The sequence below is a fragment of the Anaeromassilibacillus senegalensis genome (assembly GCF_001261775.1).
GTDB lineage: Bacteria > Bacillota > Clostridia > Oscillospirales > Acutalibacteraceae > Anaeromassilibacillus > Anaeromassilibacillus senegalensis.
Genome location: NZ_LN868538.1, coordinates 1061472 through 1087676 on the forward strand (window position 1 = coordinate 1061472; position 26205 = coordinate 1087676).

A 26205-nucleotide genomic window follows, 5' to 3' on the forward strand; every position below is an offset into this window, starting at 1 on the left:
TGGTTTGTATTTATAAAAAGAGAACAAGATTGTACAAAATTTTAGCGTTAATATGGATTTCAGAACAAATTTACCATTTACATGCCTGCATAGAAAAACCCCCGCTTTGAAAGCGAGGGTTTCTTTACAAAATATATTCTTTGATCATGGGAATCTTTCTTGCCAGGGAAACGGTTCCCGCGCTCAGCAGGAATACCGCAAGAACGACAAGCGGCACGCTGAACAGCGGTGCGAAATCAAAGGGATTCCACCGAAGCGCCTTAAACAGCAGATGAATAAACACCGGATGGATCAGGTACACACCCCAGGTGGTCTCCGCCAGCTTGACGGTTCGTCCGGTGGGGGTACGGTTCAACAGGCCCTCCTGCAGCAACAGGTAGACCCCCACCGTATACAGACAGATCGGCATGGCGCTGTAATCGCCCGCCGTAAATTGTTCCGCCGCAAAGGAACGCGCCACCAGCATCGCCGCACCCAGTCCCGCCGCCGCACACGCCCATGCACGCATTTTCCCGCCATATGTCCCGCGCAGGCGAAAGCACAGACCGCCCGCCAGAAAGTAAAACAGGTACGGTCCCTTGACGGGAAGAAAAAATCCGCTTTTAAGCTGAAACGTCTCCTGCACCCAGGGCAGAAACGAATTAAATGCAAAGAGTAAAAGCAGAGCTACGGCGGCCTCACGGTTGCCCGCCCGCTCAAAAAAAGGCTTCATGACAGGAACCAACAGATAAAGGCCTACAATCATATATAAGTACCACATGTGGTCCCAGAGATTCCCCGTAAAAATGTCTACAAAACCGGTCAGCAACATCGCGCCGTTCAACGACCTTGTTTCAAACACCTGCTGCATCAGGGAATACAGGAGGCCGAACAGCACCAGACAGAACAGAATCCGGCGGATATTTTTCCAGATGGTCTTATAGGTATAGGTTTTGCCGCTGTTTAAAAACAGCGCGCCGGAAATCATGATAAACAGCGGAACGGCATAGTTCATTAACATAAATACCGTATTAAACGCCTGCTTTGCCAATGGCCGGATATCCGGAAAATTTCCGATTACACTGAAATAGACGTGAATGACCACCACGCCCAGCGCGCCGATTACGCGCATGATTTCTATAAATCCGTACCACTCACTGGATTCGTTTTCTTCCATTCCCTTTCTTCCCTTCCCAACGCTGGGGATGCCGCACCCAAAAAATTGCGCGTTTTTCTACAAAATCATACTACATTTCCATCGTAAACGCAAAGGCTTTTCCATCCTTTTCAAAAGTTTCTTACAAATTTGCACGGACAGCACAAACCGGCTTCCAAAAACACATTGGAAGCCGGCTATACGTCTCAGTGCCCACGGACACGGGCCTCTGTCTCGCCATCTCCGCACAGGCACTCAATCCATTTTCATTTACAAGTGCCCCTGCGGGCACTGACCAAAAGAACAAGAGATGGCCGAGCTGATCGGTATGATTTCAATCCACAGTGCCCCTACGGGCACTGACTGCGCCAGTTTGTTATATGCAAATGGCGTTAGAATATTTCAATCCACAGTGCCCCTGCGGGCACTGACCCGATCTCGTTCGGGTGTGTACCGTCCCCTGCTGGATTTCAATCCACAGTGCCCCTGCGGGCACTGACGTAAGCTCTTGACCGCTATTTATTCCGCGCCCGATTTCAATCCACAGTGCCCCTGCGGGCATTGACGGCAATAACATGAGTGCCCTTATCCTCATTGACATTTCAATCCACAGTGCCCCTGCGGGCACTGACTCGCAAAGCTCCAACGACATATACAGGTCGTTGATTTCAATCCACAGTGCCCCTACGGGCACTGACCTTGATTGTATTATGGTGGAGACTCGCTCGCCTGATTTCAATCCACAGTGCCCCTACGGGCACTGACGCCGGGGAATAAGGTGCATCCGCGCTATGTTACGATTTCAATCCACAGTGCCCCTACGGGCACTGACAGCAAAAGTTGCCAAGCAGCATACTTGTGTCTGATACAACTTTCACAAAAAATTTGCTTATTTGCCAATTTTCATTTTTATCATACCCTAACTTTACTATAGATGTAACCCATAGAAGAAATATAACATTTCTTTTTCAGTGCGAATCCTCCAGGCTTTTCATGTTTGCTTCCGGTTCGCACTTTCGCTGCTTTCATTTACATATTAGGTAAAGATAAGAAGGAGGACGCTTACGATAAGCGCCCTCCTTCTTTAATAATCATACAAATTTTACAAATACCAGAAAACCTATAATCACGGTTTTCTCGACAGATCTTCTGATGGATTCCCAGCCAACCATTACCACACAATGCTGCGGCGGACGTGCAACGTCCATCACACCTACGGTGCTTTTCAGTGGCAGCAATCAGTCAATTGTAACCACACAGTGCTGCTGCGGTGCTTCACCCGCCATTGTGGTATACACGCCGGTGCTCTGGCCCGGTGTACCAACGGCCCAGACTCTGTAATAGTAGTCATTACCGATCTTCGCCACAAACTGGGTCTTCAGCACGCTGCCGTTGCCCACGGTGAAGTTCGGGGCCGCGCTGCTGCCGTTGACAACCGTCATCTTGAAGCAGTAGGCATTGCCTCTCTTCAGAGTGAAGTTCGCTGTGGTATCGGAACGGACGGACTTCTGTCCCATCACGTTCTGTACCGCGTTGATTAACGGGTTGGGCACAGCAACTGCCGTTCCCGTACCGGAGGTGTTGCCAACCGGCTTCTTGCCGCCGCTGTTGGACGGTTTATGGCTCGGCTTGTTGTCGGGTTTCGCAGGCTCTTCCGGCTTGTCTGCCAGCGCCAGTCCCGCGCGGGCCTTCTCCACGGTCGCATACTGCACGGCGATGTCCTTCGGGGTGGCATTCTCGTCGTTGCAGGTATCCCATGCGAGATTCAATGCCGCGCGGAGGATCGCATAGCTTGCCTCGGTGTAGTCCGCCGGGTCGAGTGCTTCGGATTCCTCCAGCAGGTCTTTCAGCGCTTCTCTGTCCGGCGTGACACGCAGGCCAGCCAGTGCGTCAAACAATTTGTCCGTCATTGCATCGACCTGTTTCTGGGTCGCGTTGCCGTCTGCCAGAAGGGCTTCCGCCTGCGGAAGGACTTTCTCAAAGGCGTCCTTCTCCGGGCCATCCAGATATTCGTCCAGATCGATCTCCTGTGCCTGCTTTACAAACAGCGCCAGCGTCTCGGTATCCGCCTTGAATTCCAGGCGCATAATCGCGTCGTGCAGGTTGTTGGCCGCCTTCTCAACTTCTGCCTTCAGCGTTTCGCCCTCGTCGTTGTAGATCTCTTCCGCATAGGCGAGCGCTTCCGCGTAGCCTTCCAGGCTCTTCGGGGTGAAGTTGTTCAGGTCGAGCATGGCGGCGTAGTCGAGCCAGTATTCCAGCTGTTCCTTGGTGCCTGCCTCGAAGGAGAGGTAATGCATCGCGTCGAGCAGTTCCTTCCAGGCTTCGTTTACTTCTTCCTGCGTGGCTGTGTCGTCTTCATAGACGGCCTTCGCGTTGTCGCGCGCCGCGATGAAGCGATTGCTTACAGACTCGACCAAACCGGCAAGCTGCTCATCGGTCACTTCATTTGCCTTTTCCAGCAGAGTTTCCAGAACATTCTTTTTTACAACGGTAAAGAGGAATGCCAAGGTGGTATTCTTCTCCGGCATCGCGAGCGTATAGGCGCAGCCATTCACTTCAAACGGGATATCGGCACCGTTCAGCTTTGCGCTTGCAAACGGGCCGTCCGTCGGAGTAAAGTGCAACGTAATCTCCTTGCCGGGTAGAACATTCGCCGCATAAATGCCGTTTGTATCAAAGACGGTGGTCAGCTCGCCTTCCGCTGTCAGATTCGCATTTTCTGTAAACTGCACAGTCAGCAGCTTCCCGTCCTCTGTCTCCTGCCGTTTGACAATGACGGACACAGATGTGGTGAACTGCTCCGGGTTTTGCACGCCCTCCGGCAGGATGAGCGTTCCGGTCAAAAGATAGGTTCCCTCGCGGTTTGCGTTGTAGCCTTCCGCGCTCCACTCCACCGGGATTGCCGTTTTGCCGCCGTCGCTCAGTACGGCCTGTACCGTGGGCGGCAGGGCCAGACGGTCAAAGGCCGTGCCAAGCTGTGCGTGGACTGCCGCAGGTTCCTCCAGGGAAAGAACCCGGCGGGGTTCCGCACCCCACTTGTCCAGAATTGCACGGAGTTCCTTTTCCGTTACGGTGACCACGCCGCCATGGCGCACGTCCTGCGTCGGCATATCCGGATTGCGGCCCATGTCAATCCATTCGCCGCTGTCGAGATCGTCCGTAACGGAATAACCAAATTTCTGCTCGTAGAAATAGTCGTAATAATGATACCATTTGTCCTCGTGAATATCCTTGAAGACAAACGGACCCTCCACCATCCGGTCGGTAATGAAATCGTCAGTGTAAACTTCAAAGGAACCGGGCGCCAGGGATTGGGACTTCGCGGCCTTGATCGCCTTGCCGGAATCCCGCTCATCCTTATAGACCAGATAATAGGAGCCGTTGTTCTTCGTAATATTGGCGTCGATGATGGAATAACCGGCATCAAAGAACTTGAATGGCGCGGAGAATTCGTGCAGGTCCTTTGTGGTATTGCAGTAAATCGGTCCGTTGCCGCCGTTTGCGCTTGGATCGGACCAATAGACAAGGTATTCGTCGTTGATCGGATCGTAGGACGCCTCCGGCGCCCAGGCGCGCGCACCGGTCAAGCCGTCCACGCCGGGTTTTGCCACGGTTGCAAGGCGCTCATCGTCAAAGGAGGTCAGGTCATCGGAGCTCCACAGATAAATCTGCGGCGTATCCCAGCCCTGCGTGGCGATGGCGGTGAAGGAACCGTCCTTATTGCGCAGAATAAAGGGGTCGCGGATTCTGCCGTTGCCAAGCTTGTTTTGAATCACCGGCCTGCCGCCGTTCAGGGAGGTCCAGTGCACACCGTCGTAGCTGTATGCCAGACAGAGGTTCTCCACGCCCTGCGTGCCACCGAAGTGGGACAAGACATAACCGGTGAACTTGTCAAGCAGGACAACATGCTCAAAACGCACTTCCTGCTTCGCTTCTCCCAGCGTCAGCGTGGCCTTGAGCTGGATCGGCTGGCGTTCCAGAGATGTCTCCGTCTTACAGACCTTCCCATTGAGAATCTCCGCATCGCCGGAGACAATTTCCCAGGAAATTTTGCTGGTGAGCGCGTCCCGTGTCGTCAGCTCATAGCCGTCGTTTATCTTGTAATCGACATAGCGGCGGACATAGTCTGCCTCTCGTTCTACAATGCGTTCATCCGTCAGGGCCAGCAGCGTCACGGTGAACACGCGCTCCAACACCTGTCCCACCGGTCCGGTGGCCGTAACCGTCAGTGCAACCAGCTGGTCGCCCTGTGCGGTGGTCGGCAGGGAAATTTTCCCCTCATCCGTCACAAACGCCGGCTTGTCGGACCGCCATACAAAGGTGGTTCCATTCGCATGCTGTTTTGGCAGGGAAAGGTTCTCCGTCACGTCGGAAAGATCACCCAGATCGATGCCGTCCAGCGCTTCCTTCACAGCCGCGTTTGCAATGTCGTCTTTGTGCGCCGCAACCTCCACCTGAATTTCTTCCGGTGTGAGTGCGCGGTCGTAAACACAGAATTCTTCAAACTGCCCCTTTGCACTCGGATCGGGGAAGATATGGTTTGCGCCGATGCGCGTGGTGGTTCCCTGCGCAAGCTGGCTGAGCTTTTGTTCCAGCACGCCGGAGGCAACCAGCCGGTCGTTCAGGTAAAGCTTTGCGTCGCTGCCGCTCTGTGTGAAGGTAACCAGCGTCCACTCGCCCGCCGGGACAACAACGCCCGCGTCGGCTTTGATTCGCTCTTCGTTTTTTCCGTCTGTTTTCACCGCCACAGTCACGCCGCAGGGCGTTCCGTACGGGTTGCCTCGCGCCGCCATAACCATGTAGTTGCTTTGTGAAGAGCCCGTCACCAGCAGAGAAGTCCAGATATCCGTGTGGTCCAGCTTCACCCAGAAGGAAATGGAACTGTCATCCGTCTTGCCCAGTGCTTCGCTCGGCATGGAAATATAATCGCCGCTGCCGCCGCCCAATGCGACCGCACCGTCCAGGAAGCCGCTTGTGCGGGCCGCCGCGCCGTTCAGCGTGCCGTCAAAGCCGTTGACAGAGTCAATCGCTGTGTCGCCTTCGGCTTCGTCAAATTTATACCGCAGGACCAGGCCTTCCGCGGGAACCGGTTCCTGCGGCGCCAGTTTGTGATACAGTTCTTCCATAATGACGCGCCCGTACCGGTCGTTGACATGCCAGGCGTCGGACATTTTATTGGAATCGTATTCGCCGAACCACTGGCCCATGTCCCAATACCGCACGCCTGCGGCTTCCGCCGCGTTCGGGAAGGAGGTCTTCCAGTATTCGCGCAGCATGTCGCGGGAAGCGGGGTTCTTCCCCGGATCGTTTGTGTCGAAGGTGGAGAGCAGCCAGACCTCGGATTCCGGCAAGGCCTTCCGCACGCGGCTGAGCACGGTGACGAGATCCGCTTCCACATCCGCCGCCGGGCGGGGTTTGTCCAGCGCGCCGTGGTCGTTCGTACCCAGCAGCACAACGGCCTTGTCCGGGTTGAGCAGCTGGAGCGCGGAGGTGAAGATACTGTCGGTCAGGATGGCATAGTCGTTGGAGGTGGCCTCCGCGTTGCCCCAGGTGTGGATGACCGTACGGTCTTCATCGCGTCCGATATGCACGTCCGCGCCGTAGAAATTGATATCGCGGTCGTCCGTTGGACGGACCACCAGCTCGTGACGGCCATATTTGCCCGCATCATACGTCACCTTATGGGTGTTGTAGTCGTTGGGTTGGTTCTGCACTACCGTGCCCTGTTCCACGCCGTCCAGCGTAGCGGTGAAACTGCCCGCGCCGCCCCAGGAGAGATAGAACAGGTCAATCTTTGAGCCGGTGAACTGAATTTGCAAGCTGCTGCCGGTCCCGTGTCCATGCACATACAGGCCGTTTGGGGAATCGACAATTTTCCCGTGGCCGCCCCAGCGTGCGGTATCTTCTTCCCACCAGGAGCCGCTGTAGGAAAAGCGGATATTGGCGGGCGCCTTTTGAAAATAAGACGAGCCGTTCAGCGTAACAAAGCCGGTGCCGCAGTCGCCGTACTGTTCGTCCAGAATGGCTTTCATGTTCATCGTCAGGTAACCGAATTCCGTATTCGAATCGCCAATCTGCAAAATTTGGACCGGTTCTTTTTTAACCGCGTTCGGGTCCGCTTTCAGCGTCACGTCAAAGGAGCGCTGTTCCTTTGCTTCGCCGGAAACAAGCGTCGCGGTCAGTGTAGCCGATACATCGCGGTCCTTTTCCCGGGTGACAAGGCCGTTCTCCGTGATGTGCGCAGGGTCGCTTGTCTCCCAGTAGATGCGGCTGCCGTAGTCGCCGTCCAGCGGCAGGGCAAGCCGGCTGCCCGTAAAGGGCTCTATGTCGCCCAGAGTCAGGGACTTCGCATCCGATGCTACGACGGCCTGATCTTCCAGCTTTTCAACAGCCAGCTCGTCCGCGCGCAATGCACGGCGATACACCTGCACGTTGTCGATGCGGCCGATGGCGGTCGGGTCCGCGGAAAACGGGCTCTTTGCCACATAGCAGGTTTCTCCGAGCGTATAGGTCTGCCCGATGGTGTTGGTCATATCATCCTTCTGGGCCACCAGCGTGCCGTCCATATACAACTTTGCCTGGCTGCCCTGCTGGGTATACGCCAATGTAACCCACTTGCCCACGGGAACCGTCTGCGCGGCGGGTGCGGCAATGCGCTGCTCGTTTCCGTCGACGCGGATCCCCAGCGTATAGCCGACGGACGCGCCGCCGGGCTGGCCCTTCGCCGCCATAACCATGCAATCTCCGCCGCTGTTCCCAACGGAGAACAGAGCCGTCCAGGCCTGCACCTCATTCAGGAAAACATCCATTTTGATGGTGATGTCGGAAACATCCCGCATCACGTCGATGGGTACACGGATATAATCGCTGCCGGAGGCAAGAGAAACCGCTTTCCCGCCTCTGGCATCCACCTGGCTTGCACTCCCCGTCAAGGTTCCGTCAAACCCGTTCCCGCTTGTGTCCGGAACCGCAGTGCCGTTTAGCTCTTCAAAATCGTATTGTAGAAGCAGGCCGTCCGCCTGTGCCTCAACCGTCTCCGTTCCGACAGCCAGCGCCGTCGAGACGCTGCCAAGCAACATTGCAAGACAAAGCACCCATGCGGTAATCTTTTTTTGCAATTTCATTTTTGCATTCTCCCCCTTGTTTCATAAATTCCTTTTCATACAACCCCTACGTAACGCCGCGCCTCCTCCCGTTTTCCTGTTATCCCGTAGACGGATCGCAGGAGTTTTGGATACTCTTTTTCAGTATAGCATCGGGGTGGCGCCGCTGTATTTATGAAAAACGGACAATAACGCCCGTTTTTTTAGCAGGCTTTTCCTGTCGATTCAGGAACAGAGCCGCATAAAAAATGGCTGAGTCCGAAGAAACTTCCACGCGAAACAATTAGGAAAGCCACAGCAATCCATTTTTTGTTGCGCGTGGATATTTTGGGATTTTCTATAAACCATGGGCGTAATAAAAAATAAAACCCGACAGAAACGAAAATCGTAACAAAAAAGACCTGCTCTACCACTCGTAAAGCAGGTCTTTGTGTTTCCCATGAAAGTCAATTTCTCGTTTCTTTTGCTTTTTGTGGGTTATCCCTCCATTTTCCATGCGTTTTTCAGTTTCGGGACGTTTCTCTGAGCACCGTCTTCTGGAAGGTTACGGTTCCGACAACCCGGGCGCATTTCAATCCACGACGTCACAATAGACGTCGACCATTCTGGCTGGCCTGTAACCCCGTTTCTATCCACGACGTCCTGCGGACGTCGACCTGATTATGTAACCGCTCCTGATATTAATGGGTGTTTCTATCCACGACGTCCCTGCGGACGTCGACAGCAAAAGTTGACAAAACAGTATGAACCGCCTTGTACAATCTTTGCAAAGAACCATACATTATGCTGTTCTTTACTTTCATCATAATCCACCCAATTGTAAAATACAACTCCAAAAATAAAAGAAACGCCTTTTTATAGTGCGAATCCTCTTACAATTTTCTGTGTGCTCCCCATTCGCACCGGACCCTTGGTTGATAAAAACAGCGGCATTTGCTCTGACAACCGCCGGCAATATGGAAGAGGGCCGTTCAGAAATGAACGGCCCTCCCACTTTGTATGAAATCGAAAATAATCGTGCTTTGTGTGAGTTTATTGAAAGATCCTCTGTTTTCATCCGCATTCCTCTCCCGCCGCATGTTTTTGCTGCCCTGGGGATTGGCAGACGATGACATACTGCGTGTTTCATTTGCGGACACAAAGTGTCTTTCGCGCCTACGGTGGTTTTCAGTGGAGATCCCTCTTAAAACAGAGCACTTTCAAATTCTGTTTAACCAAAGAAGAGATTCTCTCCGCCAGCTGAAATAATTTTTCAGCCAATTGTAACCACACAATGCTGTTGCGGACGTGCAACGTCATTCGCACCTGCGGTGGTTTTCAGTGGCAGCAATCAGCCTATTGTAACCACACAGTGCTGCTGCGGTGCTTCACCCGCCATCGTGGTATACACGCCGGTGCTCTGGCCCGGTGCGCCGGTCGCCCAGACTCTGTAATAGTAATCATTACCGATCTTCGCCACAAACTGGGTCTTCAGCACACTGCCGTTGCCCACGGTGAAGTTCGGGACCGCGCTGCTGCCGTTGACAACCGTCATCTTGAAGCAGTAGGCATTGCCCCTCTTCAGGGTGAAGTTCGCTGTGGTATCGGAACGGACGAACTTCTGTCCCATCACGTTCTGCACCGCGTTGATTAACGGGTTGGTTACAGCAACTGCCGTTCCCGTACCGGAGGTATTGCCAACCGGCTTCTTACTGCCGCTGTTGGACGGCTTATGGCTTGGCTTGTTACCGGGCTTCTCCGGCTCTTCCGGCTTGTCTGCCAGCGCCAGTCCCGCGCGGGCCTTCTCCACGGTCGCATACTGTACGGCGATATCCTTCGGGGTGGCATTCTCGTCGTTGCAGGTATCCCATGCGAGATTCAATGCCGCGCGGAGGATCGCATAGCTTGCCTCGGTGTAGTCCGCCGGGTCGAGTGCTTCGGATTCCTCCAGCAGGTCTTTCAGCGCTTCTCTGTCCGGCGTGACACGCAGGCCAGCCAGTGCGTCAAACAATTTGTCCGTCATTGCGTCGACCTGCTTCTGGGTCGCGTTGCCGTCTGCCAGAAGGGCTTCCGCCTGCGGAAGGACTTCCTCAAAGGCATCCTTTTCCGGGCCGTCCAGATATTCATCCAGATCAATTTCCTGTGCCTGCTTCACAAACAGCGCCAGCGTCTCGGTATCCGCCTTGAATTCCAGGCGCATAATCGCGTCGTGCAGGTTATTGGCCGCCTTCTCAACTTCTGCTTTCAGCGTTTCGCCCTCGTCGTTGTAGATTTCTTCCGCATAGGCAAGTGCTTCCGCATAGCCTTCCAGGCTCTTCGGGGTGAAGTTGTTCAGGTCGAGCATGGCGGCGTAGTCGAGCCAGTATTCCAGCTGTTCCTTGGTGCCTGCCTCGAAGGAGAGGTAATGCATCGCGTCGAGCAGTTCCTTCCAGGCTTCGTTTACTTCTTCCTGGGTCGCCGTGTCGTCTTCATAGACGGCCTTTGCGTGGTCGCGCGCCGCGATGAAGCGGTTGCTTACGGACTCGACCAAACCGGCAAGCTGCTTGTCGGTCACTTCATTTGCCTTTTCCAACAGGGTTTCCAGAACACTCTTGTTCACGCTGGTGAAGGTAAAGCGCAGAACCGCTTTGTCGTCCGGCATGGTATAGGTGTAGGTAAAGCCGTCGGCTTCAAACGGGATGTTCTCGCCGTTCAGCTTTGCGCTTGCAAACGGGCCGTTCGCCGGAGTGAAGGTAAAGGCCAGCTTCGTGCCCGGAACTACTTTTGCGCCGTAGATGCCGTTGCCGTCGAGAATGACGTCCGTTTCACCGGCAATTTCCATAGCCGCCTGATTCGGGTTCCACTGTACGTTCAGCAGCTGCGGTTCGGACGGAACCGTCTGGCCGCCCAGACGCTCCACAATCATCTGATCGATCGCCACGTTGTTCCGCTTGATGTTCATGTTCTGGTCGTAGTTGTTGCCATTGTTAAAGGTAAAACCAATGGTGTGCTCGCCCGCTGTCAGGTGCAGCTTCATGCGCGGCGAACGGTAGAACACATCGTTGAAGGTGACGGAGAACGACATGGTTCCCACATCCACGCCATCCACCAGCACAGAGCGGATTGCGCCGTAGTTGCCGCTGGTGGTGTCGCCGCCGTTGTTGTACAGCGTACTGACCAGATAGTCGCCGTCCTCGGGTACACGGATGGTGAAGGTCAGTTCCGCACCGGTCCCCGGGCGATTGTCGGCAACATAGCCGCTGCCGGAATAGCCCTTAATGGAGTTCGCCTTGCAGCCGTCGTTGTAGGACGCGTCCTCCGCCTCATAAGTCTGGACGGAATTTTCCGGATTCCAGACAATCGGCTTGGACAGCTCGGACGCAACGCCCGCCTGATCCACCGCGACCAGAGAATAGCTGCCGTACTGATCCTTCGGGATTTCGTAGCTGCTCACGCCGGTCACATCGACATACGCGGAGCCGGTCCACAGCTTATAGGTATACGCGCTGTTCGGCGTCCAGGTCAACACGCCGTCTGCCAGCTTCATTTCCGGCAGGTCCGGACAGATAGCCAGGTTTTCGGGCTTGAGGTTGACCGCGCTGCGGTTGCCGCTGTCTTCCACAACCATTTCAATCGTGTATTTGCCGGAAGCGTCCGCCGGCAACACATAATCGGCGCCCACTTCTTTGCCGTTGACGGTCATGGACTTGACGGTATCACCCTTGCCGGAGAGCGTGAAGTCAATGGTCGCGTCGCGGTATTTGTAATTGGTCAGGGTGAAGGGGCCCTCCATCCAGTCCGGTACATACGGGGTGAAGTGAATGCCGTCCAGCTCATACATCATGCCGAACAGCACGCGGTAATAGTTGGAGAGCTGGCCCGCCACGGACCAGAGCTGACGGTGCGCGTTGTTGCCCACGCCGGTCTCATAGTTGATAACCTCGTCGTTGGAGAGGTTGCGCGCTGCGCCGTACATGATGGATTTCATGATTTCTTCCGCGAGCTGGCGGTTGCCGCCCTTCATGGCCGCTTCCATCAGCGCCGCTTCCCAGCCGGGCCACACGCCGCGGTTGTGGTAGATGGCGCCGAACTGCTTGCCGCGCTTCTGCGGATAAACGGTATTCGCGCCGTACTTGACCAGCGGATAGTTTTCCATCATCTTCTCCGCCATTTCCGGCGTTGCGATATCGAAGTAAATGGCGTAGCCAACTGCCAAAACGTCCGTCTTGTCCGCCAGGGCGTTGCCCATGTACTCCGGATACTGCCAGGAGGCGTAGTAGTTGCGGTCTTCCATCCAGAAGTTGTCGTTGATCGCCTGTTTGAGATCCTCAAAATGCTTGGCCCATTTGGCGGTTTCCGCCGGGTCTTTGCCAAGGATTTCAGAGGCCTGTTCCAAAACCTTGAACATTACGGCGTATTCAATGTTGGTGTTGCAGGACTTGGACTCCATGATATCGGAGAAATAGCCCTCGTCCATCCAGTCCGGATAGGTCTTGGAGCGGTGGTCGAGACCGGAGGTCTCGCCCTTGAAGAGGCCTGTATTCGCGTCGTAGACGTTGTGCAGATCCTTCTCCGCCGTATACGCGGTGACGTCGTAAATGGTGCGCAGGAATTCTGTATCACCGGTGGCGAGGTAATCCTCCCAGGACGCCAATGCCATGATGATGCGGTCCGTGGAAGACGGATAAGAACCGCCGGTTCCGGTGTCCTCCACCCATTCCTTCGGGTCGCCCTGAATCTTTTGCAGCAGGCTGTTGCGGGACTGCTCCGGGAACACCCAGCCCAGCGAATACTGGACGGACATCGCGGTGTCGCGCGTCCAGACTTTGTTCCAGTTCGCGCCGGTGTTAAACACTTCCACCGTCTCCCCGGTGTGGATGCTCTTTTCCGTGAAGATGTCCTCCAGGGACTCCTGCAATGCCATGTTGTATATTGCCTCGGAAATCGGCATGTTCTCCGCCTTAAACTGCGGCAGCTTGGAGATATCCTTGCTCAGCTTCCAGGTGCTGTTCTCATAGGAGGAATAGAGCTGCTTGCCGTCCTTCGCGGTCATCGTATAGACGCCGTCGACGATCTTATCGGGATAGATGTCATAATCAAACCGGGTGCTGTTCAGCGTAAAGTGCGCGCTGTGCCAGCTGTCCGGCGCTTCCGACAGTTCTGCGCGGTTTTCCTTGTCCTGGGTTTCCAGGGCGATGGAAACCGTGTCGTCCAGCAGGCTGTTGATCTTGGTGTAGCCGCTCACGGTGCGCAGAATCCACTTGCCGGCGTCTCCCTCGCCCGCTTCGGACATACAGGCGATAAAGCTAGAACCGTCGTTGACCAGGTAGTTGCCGGTTGCCTTGTTCTGAATGGTATAGTTGCCGTCGTCGTCCGGCGTAAAGGTCCAGGTATACGGCTCGCGGTCGTTGCTGTCCATCTCGCCCGCGTATTTGAGCACGCCGCTGCCATCGTCCAGCAGGTACTGGTTTTTCCAGCGGTTGACCATGGAGACGTCCTCATAGGTGGGCACCTCCACCGGAACAGAAACCGTGAAGTAGTTGATGTTCCAGCCCTCGTGCGTCACGTTGAACCGGATGGTCTGGCGTCCTTCCTTGAGCGGGACCAGAACTTTTATATCCGTGTAGGTCTGCCAGCCGCCGGTGTACGGGATGGAAGCCGTCACGCCGTCCGGCGCGGCGGTGGTCACGATGCTGACGCCGTTCGGGGAGCCCTGTACGCCACCGTCCGTGTTCATACTGGCCACACGCAGTGTAAACTGATAGGTTCCCGCGTCTTTGACCATGATGTTATCGTAGTAGAAATAGTCGCCCGCGTCGGTGCTGCCGATGTTCTTCCCGCCGCCCGCGTCGCTGCAATTTTCCACTCTGATGCCGATTTTGGACGGGTCTTCGTTGTCGCCGCCCTGTCCGTCGAAGTCCTCGGCCTCAATTTTGGTGGTGCTGTCCGCCGTGATCACGGCCTTTGCTTCCATCTGCACATCAAAGTAGTTGAAGTTCCAGCCCTCGTGCGTTACGTTGAAACGGATGGTCTGCAAGCCCGCGTCCAGCGGCACATTCAGGTAAATATCCTCGTAGGTCTGCCACGCGCCGGTGAACGGGATGGATCCGACCACGCCCTCGGGCGCCGCGGAAGTCACGATTGTCACGCCGTTCGGGGAACCTTCCACACCGCCCTGTGTGTTGTTGCTCGCCACGCGCAGGCGGAATTGATACGTGCCCGCGTCCTTGACATAGATGTTCTGATAGACCATGTAGTCACCCGCGTCGGTGCTGCCGACATTCAGGGTGCCGCCCACATCGCCGCAGGATTCCGTCTTAATCCCGGCCTTGCTGCCCATCGTCGGGTCGCCGCCCTGCTCGTCGAAATCCTCCGCCTCAATGCGGGTAACGGTGTCGCGGCTGATGACCGCCTTTGCGACATCCGCGATATCGACCAGCGCAATGGAAAGCGTCACCGCTTTGGCAGGCATCACAAAGCTGTACGCTTTGTCTTTTTCGACTTCCAGCACCTCCAGCGCCGTGCCGTCTACGTCCACTGCGGACACCTGTTTGACCATCTTGCCCGCCGGAATGCCGGAGACAAAGACTTTGACGGTCTCGCCCATCGCCGCGGAGGACTGTGCGCTCAGGGTCGCCGGCTGTCCCGCCGCAACCTGCACCGCGTAGGTATCCTTCGGCTTTTCCGTGTCGATCTTCCAGATTTCCACATTGTCCACCTGCATGGAGGTGCTCTTCGCCCCCTTGCAATAGAACGCGATATGGATCTTTCCGTCCGTAACCTCAATTTCCGAAGAGAACTTCTGGTAGACGCTGTTGAACGGGATATTGACCAGCGTTTCCGCCGCGCCGTTGTAGCCGGTGAGCTCCATCCGGCTGGTCTGCGCCGCGCTGTTCGATATCTTGACCATCGCGTTGACGCGGTAGGTGCCGTCCGGCAGGCCGTTTACGGTCTGGCTGAGGCGCGCCTCATACGGCGCGTTCTGATAGAAATAGAATTTATACTTGCCGCCGAACGCGTCGGGATCGTCCACACCGTTGCGGACTTCGGTCGTGGTGTCGACCGTCCAGTTCTCCGTTGTGCCGCTTTCAAAGCCGCCGTTCGGAACCGGAACCTGCGTCATGACCATCGGCTGTTTGCTGACCGTAATTTTATCCAGGTTGACGTTGGCGGAGTCCTTCTCGCCCGTCACCAGGGTAATGGTATTTTTGCCCGCTTTTAAAGAAACCGTAACCGGAAGTTCATCCCAAAGATTCCAGCTCTTGAGCGGCGGGAACACCACCTGCTGCGCGTCGGCCTCCGCATCGTTTGCATAAATGCTCATGGTGCGCGCGGCGCCGTCGCCGCTGCCATATTTGACAAATACGGTGTACTCACCGTCTTCGGGGACCGTGATCTTTGAGAACTGTACGCCGTCGCCGGGATTGTGAATCCACGCGGTGTATCCCACGCCGGAATAGCCTCCGTAAACGGCCTCGTTTTGGGCATCGCCCAGGAGCGCCGCTTCTTCCGCCTCAAACTCGAAGACCGGGGCCGGGGAACCATTGACGGTCACAGTGCTCGCTTTTGTGGTATCCGGAATCTTTACATAGCAGATTTCGCTCGCCGCGTCCGCATAATAGCCGGACTCCGCCGCGTTCAGCGCTTCCAGGGAACCGCACTGCGTCATTGCCGCGCCGTCATGCTGGACGGACAAATCGGTGTATGCCGCCTTGTGGAACTGCAGCAGGTAGCTGCGCGGTGCGATGTCCGCATAACTGCCGGTGCGTTCGCCCACATGCAGCGCGATGGTGTTTGTGTCTTCGTCCGCCGTTACCTTGCAGTCGTATTTCGTGGTGGTGTACACACCATCTTTATATGCGTCGGTCTCGCCGTCGTCCTCATAGAGTACAAAGTCGAAGCTGCCGTCCTGCAGGGTCGGGTATACATCCAGGGTCAGCACGTCGACCGGTTTCTCGCCGACATACTGCATCTCCGGCTGCATCGGGATGATGGAACCGGCTTTGACAAAGACCGGCAGCAGGGTGACCGGCGCGGAATAGCTCAGCGTGGTGCCGCCCTTGTATACGGTCTTGCCGTTGTCGTAATCGTACCAGTCGCCTGCCGGCAGGTAAACCTGCTTGACGGTGGAATCTTCCACGACCGGGGCCACCAGGAAGCTGGGGCCGTTCATAAACTGGGTATCGATTCCGTAGGTGTTCGGGTCGTCCTGGAACTCCATCGCCATCGGGCGCACGAGCGGAACGCCGGTGCCGCCTTCGCCGAGGCCTTTTTCAATGCCGATGCCCAGGATGTTGTCCGCTGTGAGGGAATAGGTGTACGGGATCAGGCGGTAGCGCAGATTGATGTATTCGCGCGCCACCTCTTCGCCGCCCAGTTCCCACGGCTCCTTCGCGGCCAGGCCGCTGGAGTAATGGAAGCGGTGCACGGGGGTAAAGGTTGCCAGCTGGATCCAGCGCTTAAACTGGTTGCTGTTCGGCATGCCGTTGAAACCGCCGATGTCAAAGCCCCAATAGTTGAAGCCGGAGAGGGACAGGCTGGTGCCCAGGCGGATCTGCTCGTGCATATCGTTCCATCCGCATCCGATATCGCCCGTCCACGGGGAGACATAGCGGCTGCTGCCGGTAAAGCCGGAGCGGGTCAGCATGAATGGGCGGTCGCCGTTCTCCGTGACCTTGTCGTACATTGCTTCGTTGTGCTGGATGGCATAGACGTTGTGCAGCTCGTTCATATCGCCCCACGCTTTGCCGTCCTCGTTCCAGCCCACCCAGTCGGGACGGTAGCGGGCCGGCTCGTTCATATCCAGCCAGAAGCCTTCCACACCCTGGTTGAGGATCATGTTGTGCTGTTCGCCCCACCAGTCCTGCGCCTCCGGATTGAAGAAATCCGTCAGGCCGGAGGTGCTGCCCCACGGCCAGATGATGTCCTTCTGGTCGCCGGTGCGGGCGTGCATGAAGTAATCCTTTTCCGTTCCGTAGGGATAATCGTCCGGCTGCGCCTTGGTAACGTTCGGGTCGTCGATGACGCCCATGCGCAGGTTCAGCTTCTGGAGTTTGTCGATCATGCTTTCCGGATCCGGGAAATTGTTTTTATTCCACTGCGTCGGGCTGCACAGGTACTGATACCATTCGATGTCCGCCATCATCATGTCCAGCGGAATCTCCTTGTCGCGGTACGTCTGCGCCACGCGCTCAATGTCGCTCTGCTTGTAGCCATAGTGGCACTGGATGTTGCCGTAGGCATATTCCGGCGCAAAGAAGGTTTTGCCGATCATGTCCGTGAAGGTCTTGCTGATCTGCTTCATGGACGGGCCGTACATAAAGTAGTACAGCAGTTCGCCGGCGGGCGCCGGGTTCAGCGCACCGAAGGAATAGCGGTCCGGGTCGGTTTTTCCCAGATCGAACACCGTCCGGCTGGTATTGTCAAAATAGATGGAATAACCCTTGGAGCTGAGGAAATGCGGGTTGGACATATACCAGCGGCCCTCGCCGTATTCCGGCACCAGGGAGTTGCCCTCGCCGCCGAGGTAATCGGTGCTCCACATGGCCAGCTTCGTGCCGGTCTTCTCAAAGCTCTCAGTCTTTTCTCCGAGCCCCCAGAAGCGCTCGTCCGCCTGCTTTTTATTCTGCACCAGCACCTCGTTGTCGGTGCTCCAGCCCATGCTCTGCTCGTCGCCTTCGCAGAGCAACGCGCCGTTTTTGTCCAGATAGGTGAGGCGGAAGGGGGATTTATCGACCTTCACGTCCATCGTTCCGGTGGAAATCAGGTAGAAATCGCCTTTGTCCTCGGCACGCAGCGTCTCCGGATCGACGGCCTCGTCGATCACCGCAAAGGAATCGTACTTGCGGTCAAAACGGCCGGTCGGCTCACACCAGACTTTCAGGGCGTTTGGGGAGACGGATTTGATACTGACCTTCGCATTGTCGCAGCGGAAGATCAATTCATTGTCCGTTGCGTTTTCTACGGAGTCCACATTGCCCACATAGGTCCACTGCGTCTTTTTGAGTGTAATGTAGTCAATGTTTAAGCCGCCGCTGTCATCGCTGTTTTTAACCAGGCCGATGGTGTTGGTTCCCGCCTTCAGCTCGACGGTCACGGAGCGGTCTTCCCACTCCTCCCAGCTTCCCAGGTCGCCAAAGCGGACTTTCTGGGTATTCCCATTGACGGAGCAGGTCAGCTTTTGGGAGTCGCCGTTATTCTTACCGTTCGCATAACGGACCACCATCGCATAGGTGCCGGCCTCCGGCGTATCCACCGTAAAGCGGACGCCCGCGCCGTCCTTTTCAAAGCCGGCGGCAAAGCCTGTCCCCGAGTATCCTCCATGGTCCTTCGCGGTTTTGTTGCCATTGAGGACTTCCGCATCCTCCGCTTCGTAAATGTTCGCCAAGCTGATGCAGTCCAGCTTGACCTCTACGCCGGTATCGCCCTCGTCCAACTGATAGGAAAGGATGTTTCCGCCCGCCTTGAGCGGAATGCTTTCGGTTTTAGCCCCCCATGTGTCCCAGTTGACCATTTTGGGGAGGTTGATGGTGCGTACTTTTTCGCCGTTCGCATACAGGCTGGCCGTCCTGTCCTCTCCGGAGCCGTTGGAGTAACGCAGCCGCACCGCGTAATCTCCATCCTCCGGCACATCGACGGCAAACTGGACGGAGGCTCCCGCTTCCATGCCGTCCACAAAGCCTGTACCGGAGTAATCGTCCAGATCAGAGGCCGCCAGCGCGCCGGAAAGCGCCGCGTCTTCCGCCTCATACACTTCCTGATCGATGGGCGCCGCGCTCAATGTTTGCTGGGCCTCCTGGTTTTTGGCTGCCGACGGCATCGCGCCCGCCACCAAATAGGTGGGCGATAATGCCATGGAAATGGCAAGCAGCCAGGAAATCACTCGCTTTCTCATCTTTTTCCTCCTTATTTCAATCCTTATCCACCACGGCTTTTCCACTTCGCCTCCTTTTGGGACGCCGTTTGTCCCTTTCCGTCTAATTTGTTTATTGGGTTTATCCTTGGTTAAATTAAACCAAAGTTTTCCACGCAAGTCAATGGAATAAATTGCGAACGACTAAACTATTTTGCCTTTTTAAATTGGGTGAAGCAAACAGGGTCCCACAAATTCTCCGGAAAACGCAGCAACGGCAGGAGCAACTGCTCCTGCCGTTTACTGCAAAATATTTTATTAAGAAGGAATGTATGAACTTGATCTTTCTTGTTGATTAGCCTACGCCCGGCTCCGGGAGGTAATACACGGAGCCGGCTTCAGCTATTTGGGAAGGAATATGAAGAAAAGATCTTGTAATCAATAATAAGTACAACAACGGATTTACCTCGGACTTATTTCTATCTGCACCATAAAATCCTGTTGAATCAATTTCTTAATCCGTTGTAGGTTGTAATTATTAAAACAAATCTCTTTTATCTTGTCAACATTTTTAAACAAATTGACACAATTGTGCAAACTTTTTCCATATTTATACACCTAACAAATGTTTGATACAGCTTTTATTCGGATGATTCCTAACTTTGCTTCCTCTCCTGTCCCCTTTTTGCAGAGAACTGTCGTACTCGTGTTTTCCCCAGCACACTGCACCCTGCCCGTCCCGCATCGTTTTCAATCCATACCGCACACCGTTTTAGACAGCTTGCCAGAATCGTTCGACGGTTTTTGTCTTCTCTTTCTTTTGTTCATGATTGCTTTCCCGCCTTCTTAGTGTTACAATTAATTGGTAAAATTTTTGTATGGCCCCGTCCATACATTGAGCGGACCAAATGCCCGCAAACAGGATGGGCTTTACATTATGAGGTAAAACGATGTTGGACATGAAAAATGAGCGCTGGCTCATGGAAAAGTATAACGCGCTCAGCGACGCGGAACGCGGCGAATACGCGCTGATCAGCCTGAAGATCAAGCGTTTCCGCGTCTTCAACCGCCTGTACAACCGGGAACTGGGCAACGCCTTGGTCGAGAAGGTCTACGAGGCGCTCCAGGAATGGCTGCAGCCGGGGGAATACGCCGCACAGATTCATCTGAACTATTTCAATCTGTTGGTACGGATTTCCAAAAACTACGAGGAAATTTTCCAGTATGTGATTCGGCTGAACCAGCAGATCCGCGATATGCCGGACGAGCGGTTTCATGGAAAGGTGTTTTGTGGCTTCGGCATTTACCACCTGACCAGGGAACCGGTCGATTTTTATATTGCGCAATACAACGCGGACGTCTGCCGCTCCGAATGCGCGGAGCGGGATTTCAAGAACTCCCATTTCGACGTCTACGGGCAGAGCTATCACGATCCGGTCCTGCGGGACTATGACCTGGAGCAGATCATTCAGCCGGCTTTGCAGCGCGGCGACCTGCAGCTTTATCTGCAGCCCAAGGTGGACCTGCGCACCGGCGAGGTGACCCGTGCGGAAGCGCTGATCCGCTGGATCGATCCGCAGCGCGGCATGATCCCGGTTTCGGACTTCCTCCCCATGCTGGAAAGCACCGGGCTGATCGACCGCGTGGACCTGCATACGTTTGAGGTGGTCTGCCGCACCATCAACCGGTGGCTACGCGTGTACAACAAAAAAATTCAGATCAGCGTCAACCTGTCCCACTGCATGTTCAACTACCGCTATTACTTTGACGACTACCGCAAAATTCATGAAAAATACCGGACACCCAAAGAATGCATTGAATTTGAGCTGCTGGAAAGCATTGTCCTGAACCAGGTAGAGCGCCTGCGGCAGGTGGTGGACGAACTGCACAACTACGGCTTCACCTGTTCCCTGGACGATTTCGGCAGCGGGTTTTCCTCCTACAGTGTGTTATCCAATGCAGACCTGTCCATGCTGAAAATCGACAGTTCCCTGTTCCAGAACGAATCGAATCCGCGTGAAAAGGTATTGATCCGGCACATTGTACAATCGGCGCATGAACTGGGCATCATGGTCGTCGCGGAGGGTGTGGAAACGCAAAAATACGTCGACTATCTGCGGCAGCTCGGCTGCGACTTCTTACAGGGCTTCGTGTTTTACCGGCCCATGCCGGTAGAAGAATTTGAAGAACGCTTTGTACGCGGCAACGAAAAAGTGCGGTTTTCTTAAAAATCCCAAACTGATCACAAAACAGAACCCCGGACGGAAATTCCGTCCGGGGTTCCTTTATGCCTGTTGTAAAATTTACTGAACCGCTTTTTTGATCAAAAGCAGGTCGCGCACATCCACGACGGAATCGCCGTTCATATCCGCGGAAAGCGCTTCGATTGTCTCAAGCGCGCGGTTGCCCGCAATTGCCTGGCGCATCAGCTCCGTATCGGAACCGTCCACCTTGCCGTCCGGGTTGATATCGCCCAGAATCGACATACTCATGCGGTCTTTCTCCGTGCCGTTTACGCGCAGGATAACGATATAGCCGGATACGATGGTGTTGCCTTCGTCGATGGAACCGCCGGTGGCCTCCATAAATTCCAGCGTGCCGCCCTGAACGGGCTTGAGCATCGCGGCGACGTCGTTGGTCGTCGCGCCGGCCGGAATGTTGTAGAGGATCTTCAGATCGGTATCGTCGCTGATGACCGCATCGGAATCCTCCGCGACCTCAAACTTCGGCTCCGCCGGCGTTGCGCCGCCGGAAACCTTCAGCTTTGCGTCCGCCCAGACGGAATTACAGTGGCCGTTGCCACTGCCGGTCAGTTCGGCAATCAGCTTGAGCTCTGTCACGCCCGTCACGTCGACATCGATGTATTCCGCATTGGTATTTTTACCCTTCATCTCCTTAGTGAACAGCTCTTTGCCGTCCGCCAGTACACGGAACCTCACGCCGAGTACATCTGTACCGCGATCCTTTGCTTCGATGCCGGCCCATGCCTGGAAACGCTTTGCATTAAGGTCCGTCAGGTCATAGACGACCTCGGAAGCCGCATGCGCAGCAAGGCCCTTGTCGAACGCTGTTTTGGTGCCGTTGGGATACACGGTGATCTTGCCGCCCTGCAGGTTGGCGTCCTTTGTAAAGTTACTGTAGCCAACGGTCGCGGATTTTTCTTTGACATCGGACAGATAAAGATCCTCGTCCTCCGCCTGGAGCTTAATCTTTGCATCCGCCCAGACAGACATGCAACGTCCGTTGTTTGCGCCGGTCAACTCTGCCACCAACGTCAGTTTGGTAACGCCCGTCACGTCCACGTCAACATATTCGGCATTTGTCCCCTTGCCCACCATGTTTTTAGAAACAAATATTTCTTCTCCATCCGCCAAAACACGGAATCGCACGCCGCGCACATCCTGGTCGCGGTTCGTCGCATCAATGCCGACCCACGATTGGAAACGCTCCGCATTGAGGTCCGTCAAGTCGTAGACGACCTCGGAAGCCGCGTGCGCGGTAAGTCCCTTATCAAAAGCAGTTTTTACGCCATCCGGATAGACGGTGATTTTATTTCCATCCAGATTGGCGTCCTTAGTAAAGGTTCCATAGCCGACCTTCGCGGATTCTTCCTTCAGGTCGGAGAGATAGAGATACGCGTCGCCCTTAGTGAATTCGACGGTATACACTCTCTGGAAACCGTTTGCACTCGTTGCGGTTACAACCGCCGTGCCCGGCAGCGCGGTGACCTGCTGAATGTTGATCGTCACGCTGTCGTTCGCCGCGGTCGCGGTGACTTCCGGCAGCGTGGCGGAACGCTTCGCAGAGCTATAGGAAAGTACGTCGCTGTTGAAGCCGTCGATGGATTTGCCGTCGATCTGGATATCCGTCACCAGCGTCGTCTCATCCGGCAGTCTGGTCTTGCTTTCCTGCATAAGCTGGGCCGTGGAAGCGTTGTTGATGGGCTTCATGCGGAACAGGTAGGTATACGCGCGATCCGTCGGCAGGGTGTACTGCTTCAGGGTTTCCGGTCCGCAGCTTCCGGTTCCCAGACCCATCTGATACTGGTCGATGGTGACCACGGTGTTCTCGGTGCCCTTGAGCTGGTACGGATGCTTCGCCTGCTGCAGGTCCTCCTGCGTATTGTGCAGCGCGCTGACTTCCACCACTTCCTGTGCGTCGAAGAGCAGGCCGTTTCCGGCCTCGTTGGTAACTGCCAGCCAGCGGGTATCGGTCTTGTTGCCGGTCTCCTGCGGGGTGACAAAATTGGTGAACTGCTCGCTCACGGTGCTGTTGTACACGCCGACGTCATAGCCCCATTTGCGGTCCCAATAGCTGTCGGACTCGCCGCGGCCGTACCACTGCATGTTTTCAAAACCGGCGGGCATCTGCAGGCGCATGCCGACGCGCAGCAGATTGTTCATGGAGCTGTCCGGCGCCAGTGTGCTGCGCACCACGACATTGCCGTCGGAATAGACGGTGAACGTGGAGGCATACTTGGAATCCGCCGCGGACGGCATATTCATGTTGACAGTAACAATAACCTTCTTTTCCTCTGTAAAGGTGCTGAAGCCAGTGACTTCCGCATTCTTCACGGCGTCTTCCCACTTTGCGTCGTGGGAGGTTTTTGCGTCGTTGTCGGTGATTGCGCGCCAGAAGTTCGGTTCCAGCGGCTCTGCCAGCAGCTCCTCGCCGTTTGCGACATAGGAGGTCAGTTTGCCGCTCGCCTTATCAAAGGTGACGCTGAACGCATCGGTTGTGATTTTCAGAGTCTCCTCGGTATCCTGGATCTGTCCGTCCGTGAACGCCGCCATACCAGCTTCGTCCAGTTCCGGCAGATTGTCTTCTGCCACGTCGAACGCAAGCTGTTCGGTTGCGACCTCATGGCCTGCTTCCGCCCACCAGCAATCCGCCTTGGTGACAAAGTTCACCTTGAGGAAGCATTCCTCGCCGGGCTGCAGGTCTGCGGGAGCAGTGTAGCCCTCCAGCGTCACGTCCGCGACCGTCTGCGGTGCAACATCCGCGCTCTGGGTTCCGTTCGCCACGACCACACCGTCGCGAACCAGTTCCCAGTTCATGGTGTATTCATTTGCGTTGGTATCGATATACTCGTTGGAAATGGTGATCACACCGGCATTCAGGTCCTTCGCCGTCATCTGGAAGGACTGGTATACCTTCTTGACCTCGTACATCTCCGGCTGAATGGTGCGGTCCGGAGAAACGATGCCGTTGACACAGAAATTGTTTTTGCTGGTTTTGACGCTCCAGTCGCCGTCATAGCCCCAAAAGGTCTCGCCCGGTTCCGCACCGGGGATCTGGGTGTCGATGGACTGGTCCGCCCAGTCCCAGATCCAGCCGCCCTGGAGGTTCGGGTACTTGCGGATCGTATCCCAGTAATCTTTGATGGAACCAGTGCTGTTGCCCATGGAGTGGACGTATTCGCACATGACATAGGGCGTTTTGGTGCTTCTTCCGGCCTTGTCCACAGCGCTGACTTCAGGATACATATTGGAGGTCATATCCACCAGCGGGTTGGCGTTCTCGCCCTGATAATGGATCAGGCGGGTAGTGTCGGTATCAAAGTATTCCAGCATCCCCTGGATGGATGCGCCCGTGCCGACCTCATTGCCGGGGGACCACATCACAACACTGGGATAGTTCTTATCGCGTTCCACCATATTGACCGCGCGGTCCTTGCAGACGACCACATAGCCGGGAACATTGCCCGGGACACCCTGGCTGCGGCCGTTGTGGGATTCGTTGTTCGCCTCGTCCATCACATAGATGCCGTATTTGTCGCAGAGCTCATAGAAATACGGGTCGTCCGGATAATGGGAAGTGCGCACGGAATTCAGATTGTACTGCTTCATCAGCTTGACATCCGTCTCCATCTCCTCATGGGAGAGGTGGCGGCCGGTCTTGGGAGAAATTTCGCCGCGGTTGACGCCCTTAAAATAGACGGGCTCGCCGTTCAGAACAATCTGAGCATTGGTGGTACCCTGGTTGATGACGGAAATTTCACGGAAACCGACGTTGACCGCCGTGTTTTCCAAGGTCTTATCGCCCTGCTTGAGGGAGATGACCATGCGGTACAGGTTCGGATGCTCCGCGTTCCATTTGAGCGGATTCTCAAAATGGCCGGTCAGGTTGACAACCGCCTTGTTGTCCGCAAACGCGGGCGCCGTGCCGGTCATCGGCGCGCCGACGGTGTTGCCGTCCGCGTCGTAGAGCTGGGCTTCCACGGTGAGGTTTTCCGTGCTGGCGTTTGCAAAGCTGCGCAGCTCGACCTCCGTGTTCAGGTCAGCGTCCACATAGTCGTCGTCCAGATCGGTCACGACGGTAAAGTCACGGATTTCCACGTTGTCCTTGGAGACCAGGAACGCGTCGCGGTAGATGCCCGCCAGACGGAGACCGTCCTGGTTTTCCGTCCATGCGCCGTCCGCCCAGCGGAAGACTTCCACGGTGGCGACGTTTGTCGCGCCGGGGGTGAAGTCCAGCGCGCTGGTGATGTTGAATTCCTGACGGCCGGTCATATCCTCGCCGTAGCCGATCTTCTGGCCGTTGACGTACAGGTACATCGCGTCTTCCACGCCGTCAAACGCGATAAACACCTGGCGGCCGTCCCATTCGGAGACGTCCGGCAGAACCTTGCGGTAGGTGCCAACCGGGTTAAACGCCGTTGGGGCCTTGCCGATTGCAATGTTCTTATCGGTGGAATTGTATTTCCAGGGATAGTCCTGGTTGGCATACATCGGCTGATCGTATTTAAACGAGCCGTCCTCGTTCTTGATCACCTGCCAGCTCATCGGGACCGTAATGTCGTCCCAGGAGCTGTCGTCGTAATCCGCGTCCGCAAATTTCGCATCCATCTGGCTGATGCGGTCCGCCGGTTTGGAGACACAGTTGAATTTCCAGTCGTCTCCGTTGAGCAGCTTATAGTAAGCGGACTGGCTGGGATCGTTCTCTTTTGCCTTCTCCACGGTATCGTAGGGATACGCCGTGGCGCGCGCCGGCTCGCGGTTGACCTGGACAATCTCCGGGTGGCCGTTCCACTCGCTGTTGTCGTCGGTCCACTCCGCAAACGCCGAGATGCCCGCCGCGGAGAGGAAGATCGCGCCGGCTACCACGCTGGCAAGCAGTTTCTTCATCTTCATATATTACTTTCTCCTTCTATGACC

Annotated in this window: 5 protein-coding genes and 1 CRISPR repeat array; of the genes, 1 reads left to right on the top strand and 4 read right to left on the bottom strand. The window is 55.6% G+C overall.

The genetic code is table 11. The features are described 5' to 3' along the window. Positions 1–124 precede the first annotated feature (124 nt). The 3 genes from BN2106_RS14735 to BN2106_RS14750 form a co-directional block, all read right to left on the bottom strand. Positions 125–1156, bottom strand: coding sequence for an acyltransferase (locus BN2106_RS14735; protein WP_050699309.1), 1032 nt, complete (start codon positions 1154–1156; stop codon positions 125–127). A gap of 310 nt (positions 1157–1466) precedes the next feature. Beyond that, positions 1467–1962: direct repeats of the CRISPR family, unit length 28 nt; unit sequence ATTTCAATCCACAGTGCCCCTGCGGGCA. Between the two features lie 411 nt (positions 1963–2373). Then, the gene (locus BN2106_RS14740; RefSeq protein WP_050699310.1) at positions 2374–8259 is read right to left on the bottom strand and encodes a LamG-like jellyroll fold domain-containing protein; all 5886 of its coding nucleotides are present in this window, start codon (positions 8257–8259) and stop codon (positions 2374–2376) included. A 1309-nt stretch (positions 8260–9568) separates the two neighbouring features. Beyond that, complete coding sequence (locus BN2106_RS14750; protein ID WP_050699312.1) at positions 9569–19090, bottom strand: TIM-barrel domain-containing protein; 9522 nt, start codon at positions 19088–19090, stop codon at positions 9569–9571. 908 nt (positions 19091–19998) lie between these two features. Here BN2106_RS14750 and BN2106_RS14755 point away from each other — a divergent pair. Then, positions 19999–21276 carry an EAL domain-containing protein gene (locus BN2106_RS14755; RefSeq protein ID WP_050699313.1) on the top strand — a complete coding sequence of 426 codons (1278 nt, stop codon included), beginning with the start codon at positions 19999–20001 and terminating at the stop codon, positions 21274–21276. Between the two features lie 75 nt (positions 21277–21351). Here BN2106_RS14755 and BN2106_RS14760 read toward each other — a convergent pair whose 3' ends face one another. Further along, the gene (locus BN2106_RS14760; RefSeq protein WP_050699314.1) at positions 21352–26181 is read right to left on the bottom strand and encodes a glycoside hydrolase family 2 TIM barrel-domain containing protein; all 4830 of its coding nucleotides are present in this window, start codon (positions 26179–26181) and stop codon (positions 21352–21354) included. Positions 26182–26205 lie beyond the last annotated feature (24 nt).

Coding starts and splice junctions, on each gene's coding strand:
- BN2106_RS14755 (WP_050699313.1), top strand. CDS start 19,999: ATGTTGGACATGAAAAATGAGCGCTGGCTCATGGAAAAGTATAACGCG.
- BN2106_RS14750 (WP_050699312.1), bottom strand. CDS start 19,090: ATGAGAAAGCGAGTGATTTCCTGGCTGCTTGCCATTTCCATGGCATTA.
- BN2106_RS14740 (WP_050699310.1), bottom strand. CDS start 8,259: ATGAAATTGCAAAAAAAGATTACCGCATGGGTGCTTTGTCTTGCAATG.
- BN2106_RS14735 (WP_050699309.1), bottom strand. CDS start 1,156: ATGGAAGAAAACGAATCCAGTGAGTGGTACGGATTTATAGAAATCATG.
- BN2106_RS14760 (WP_050699314.1), bottom strand. CDS start 26,181: ATGAAGATGAAGAAACTGCTTGCCAGCGTGGTAGCCGGCGCGATCTTC.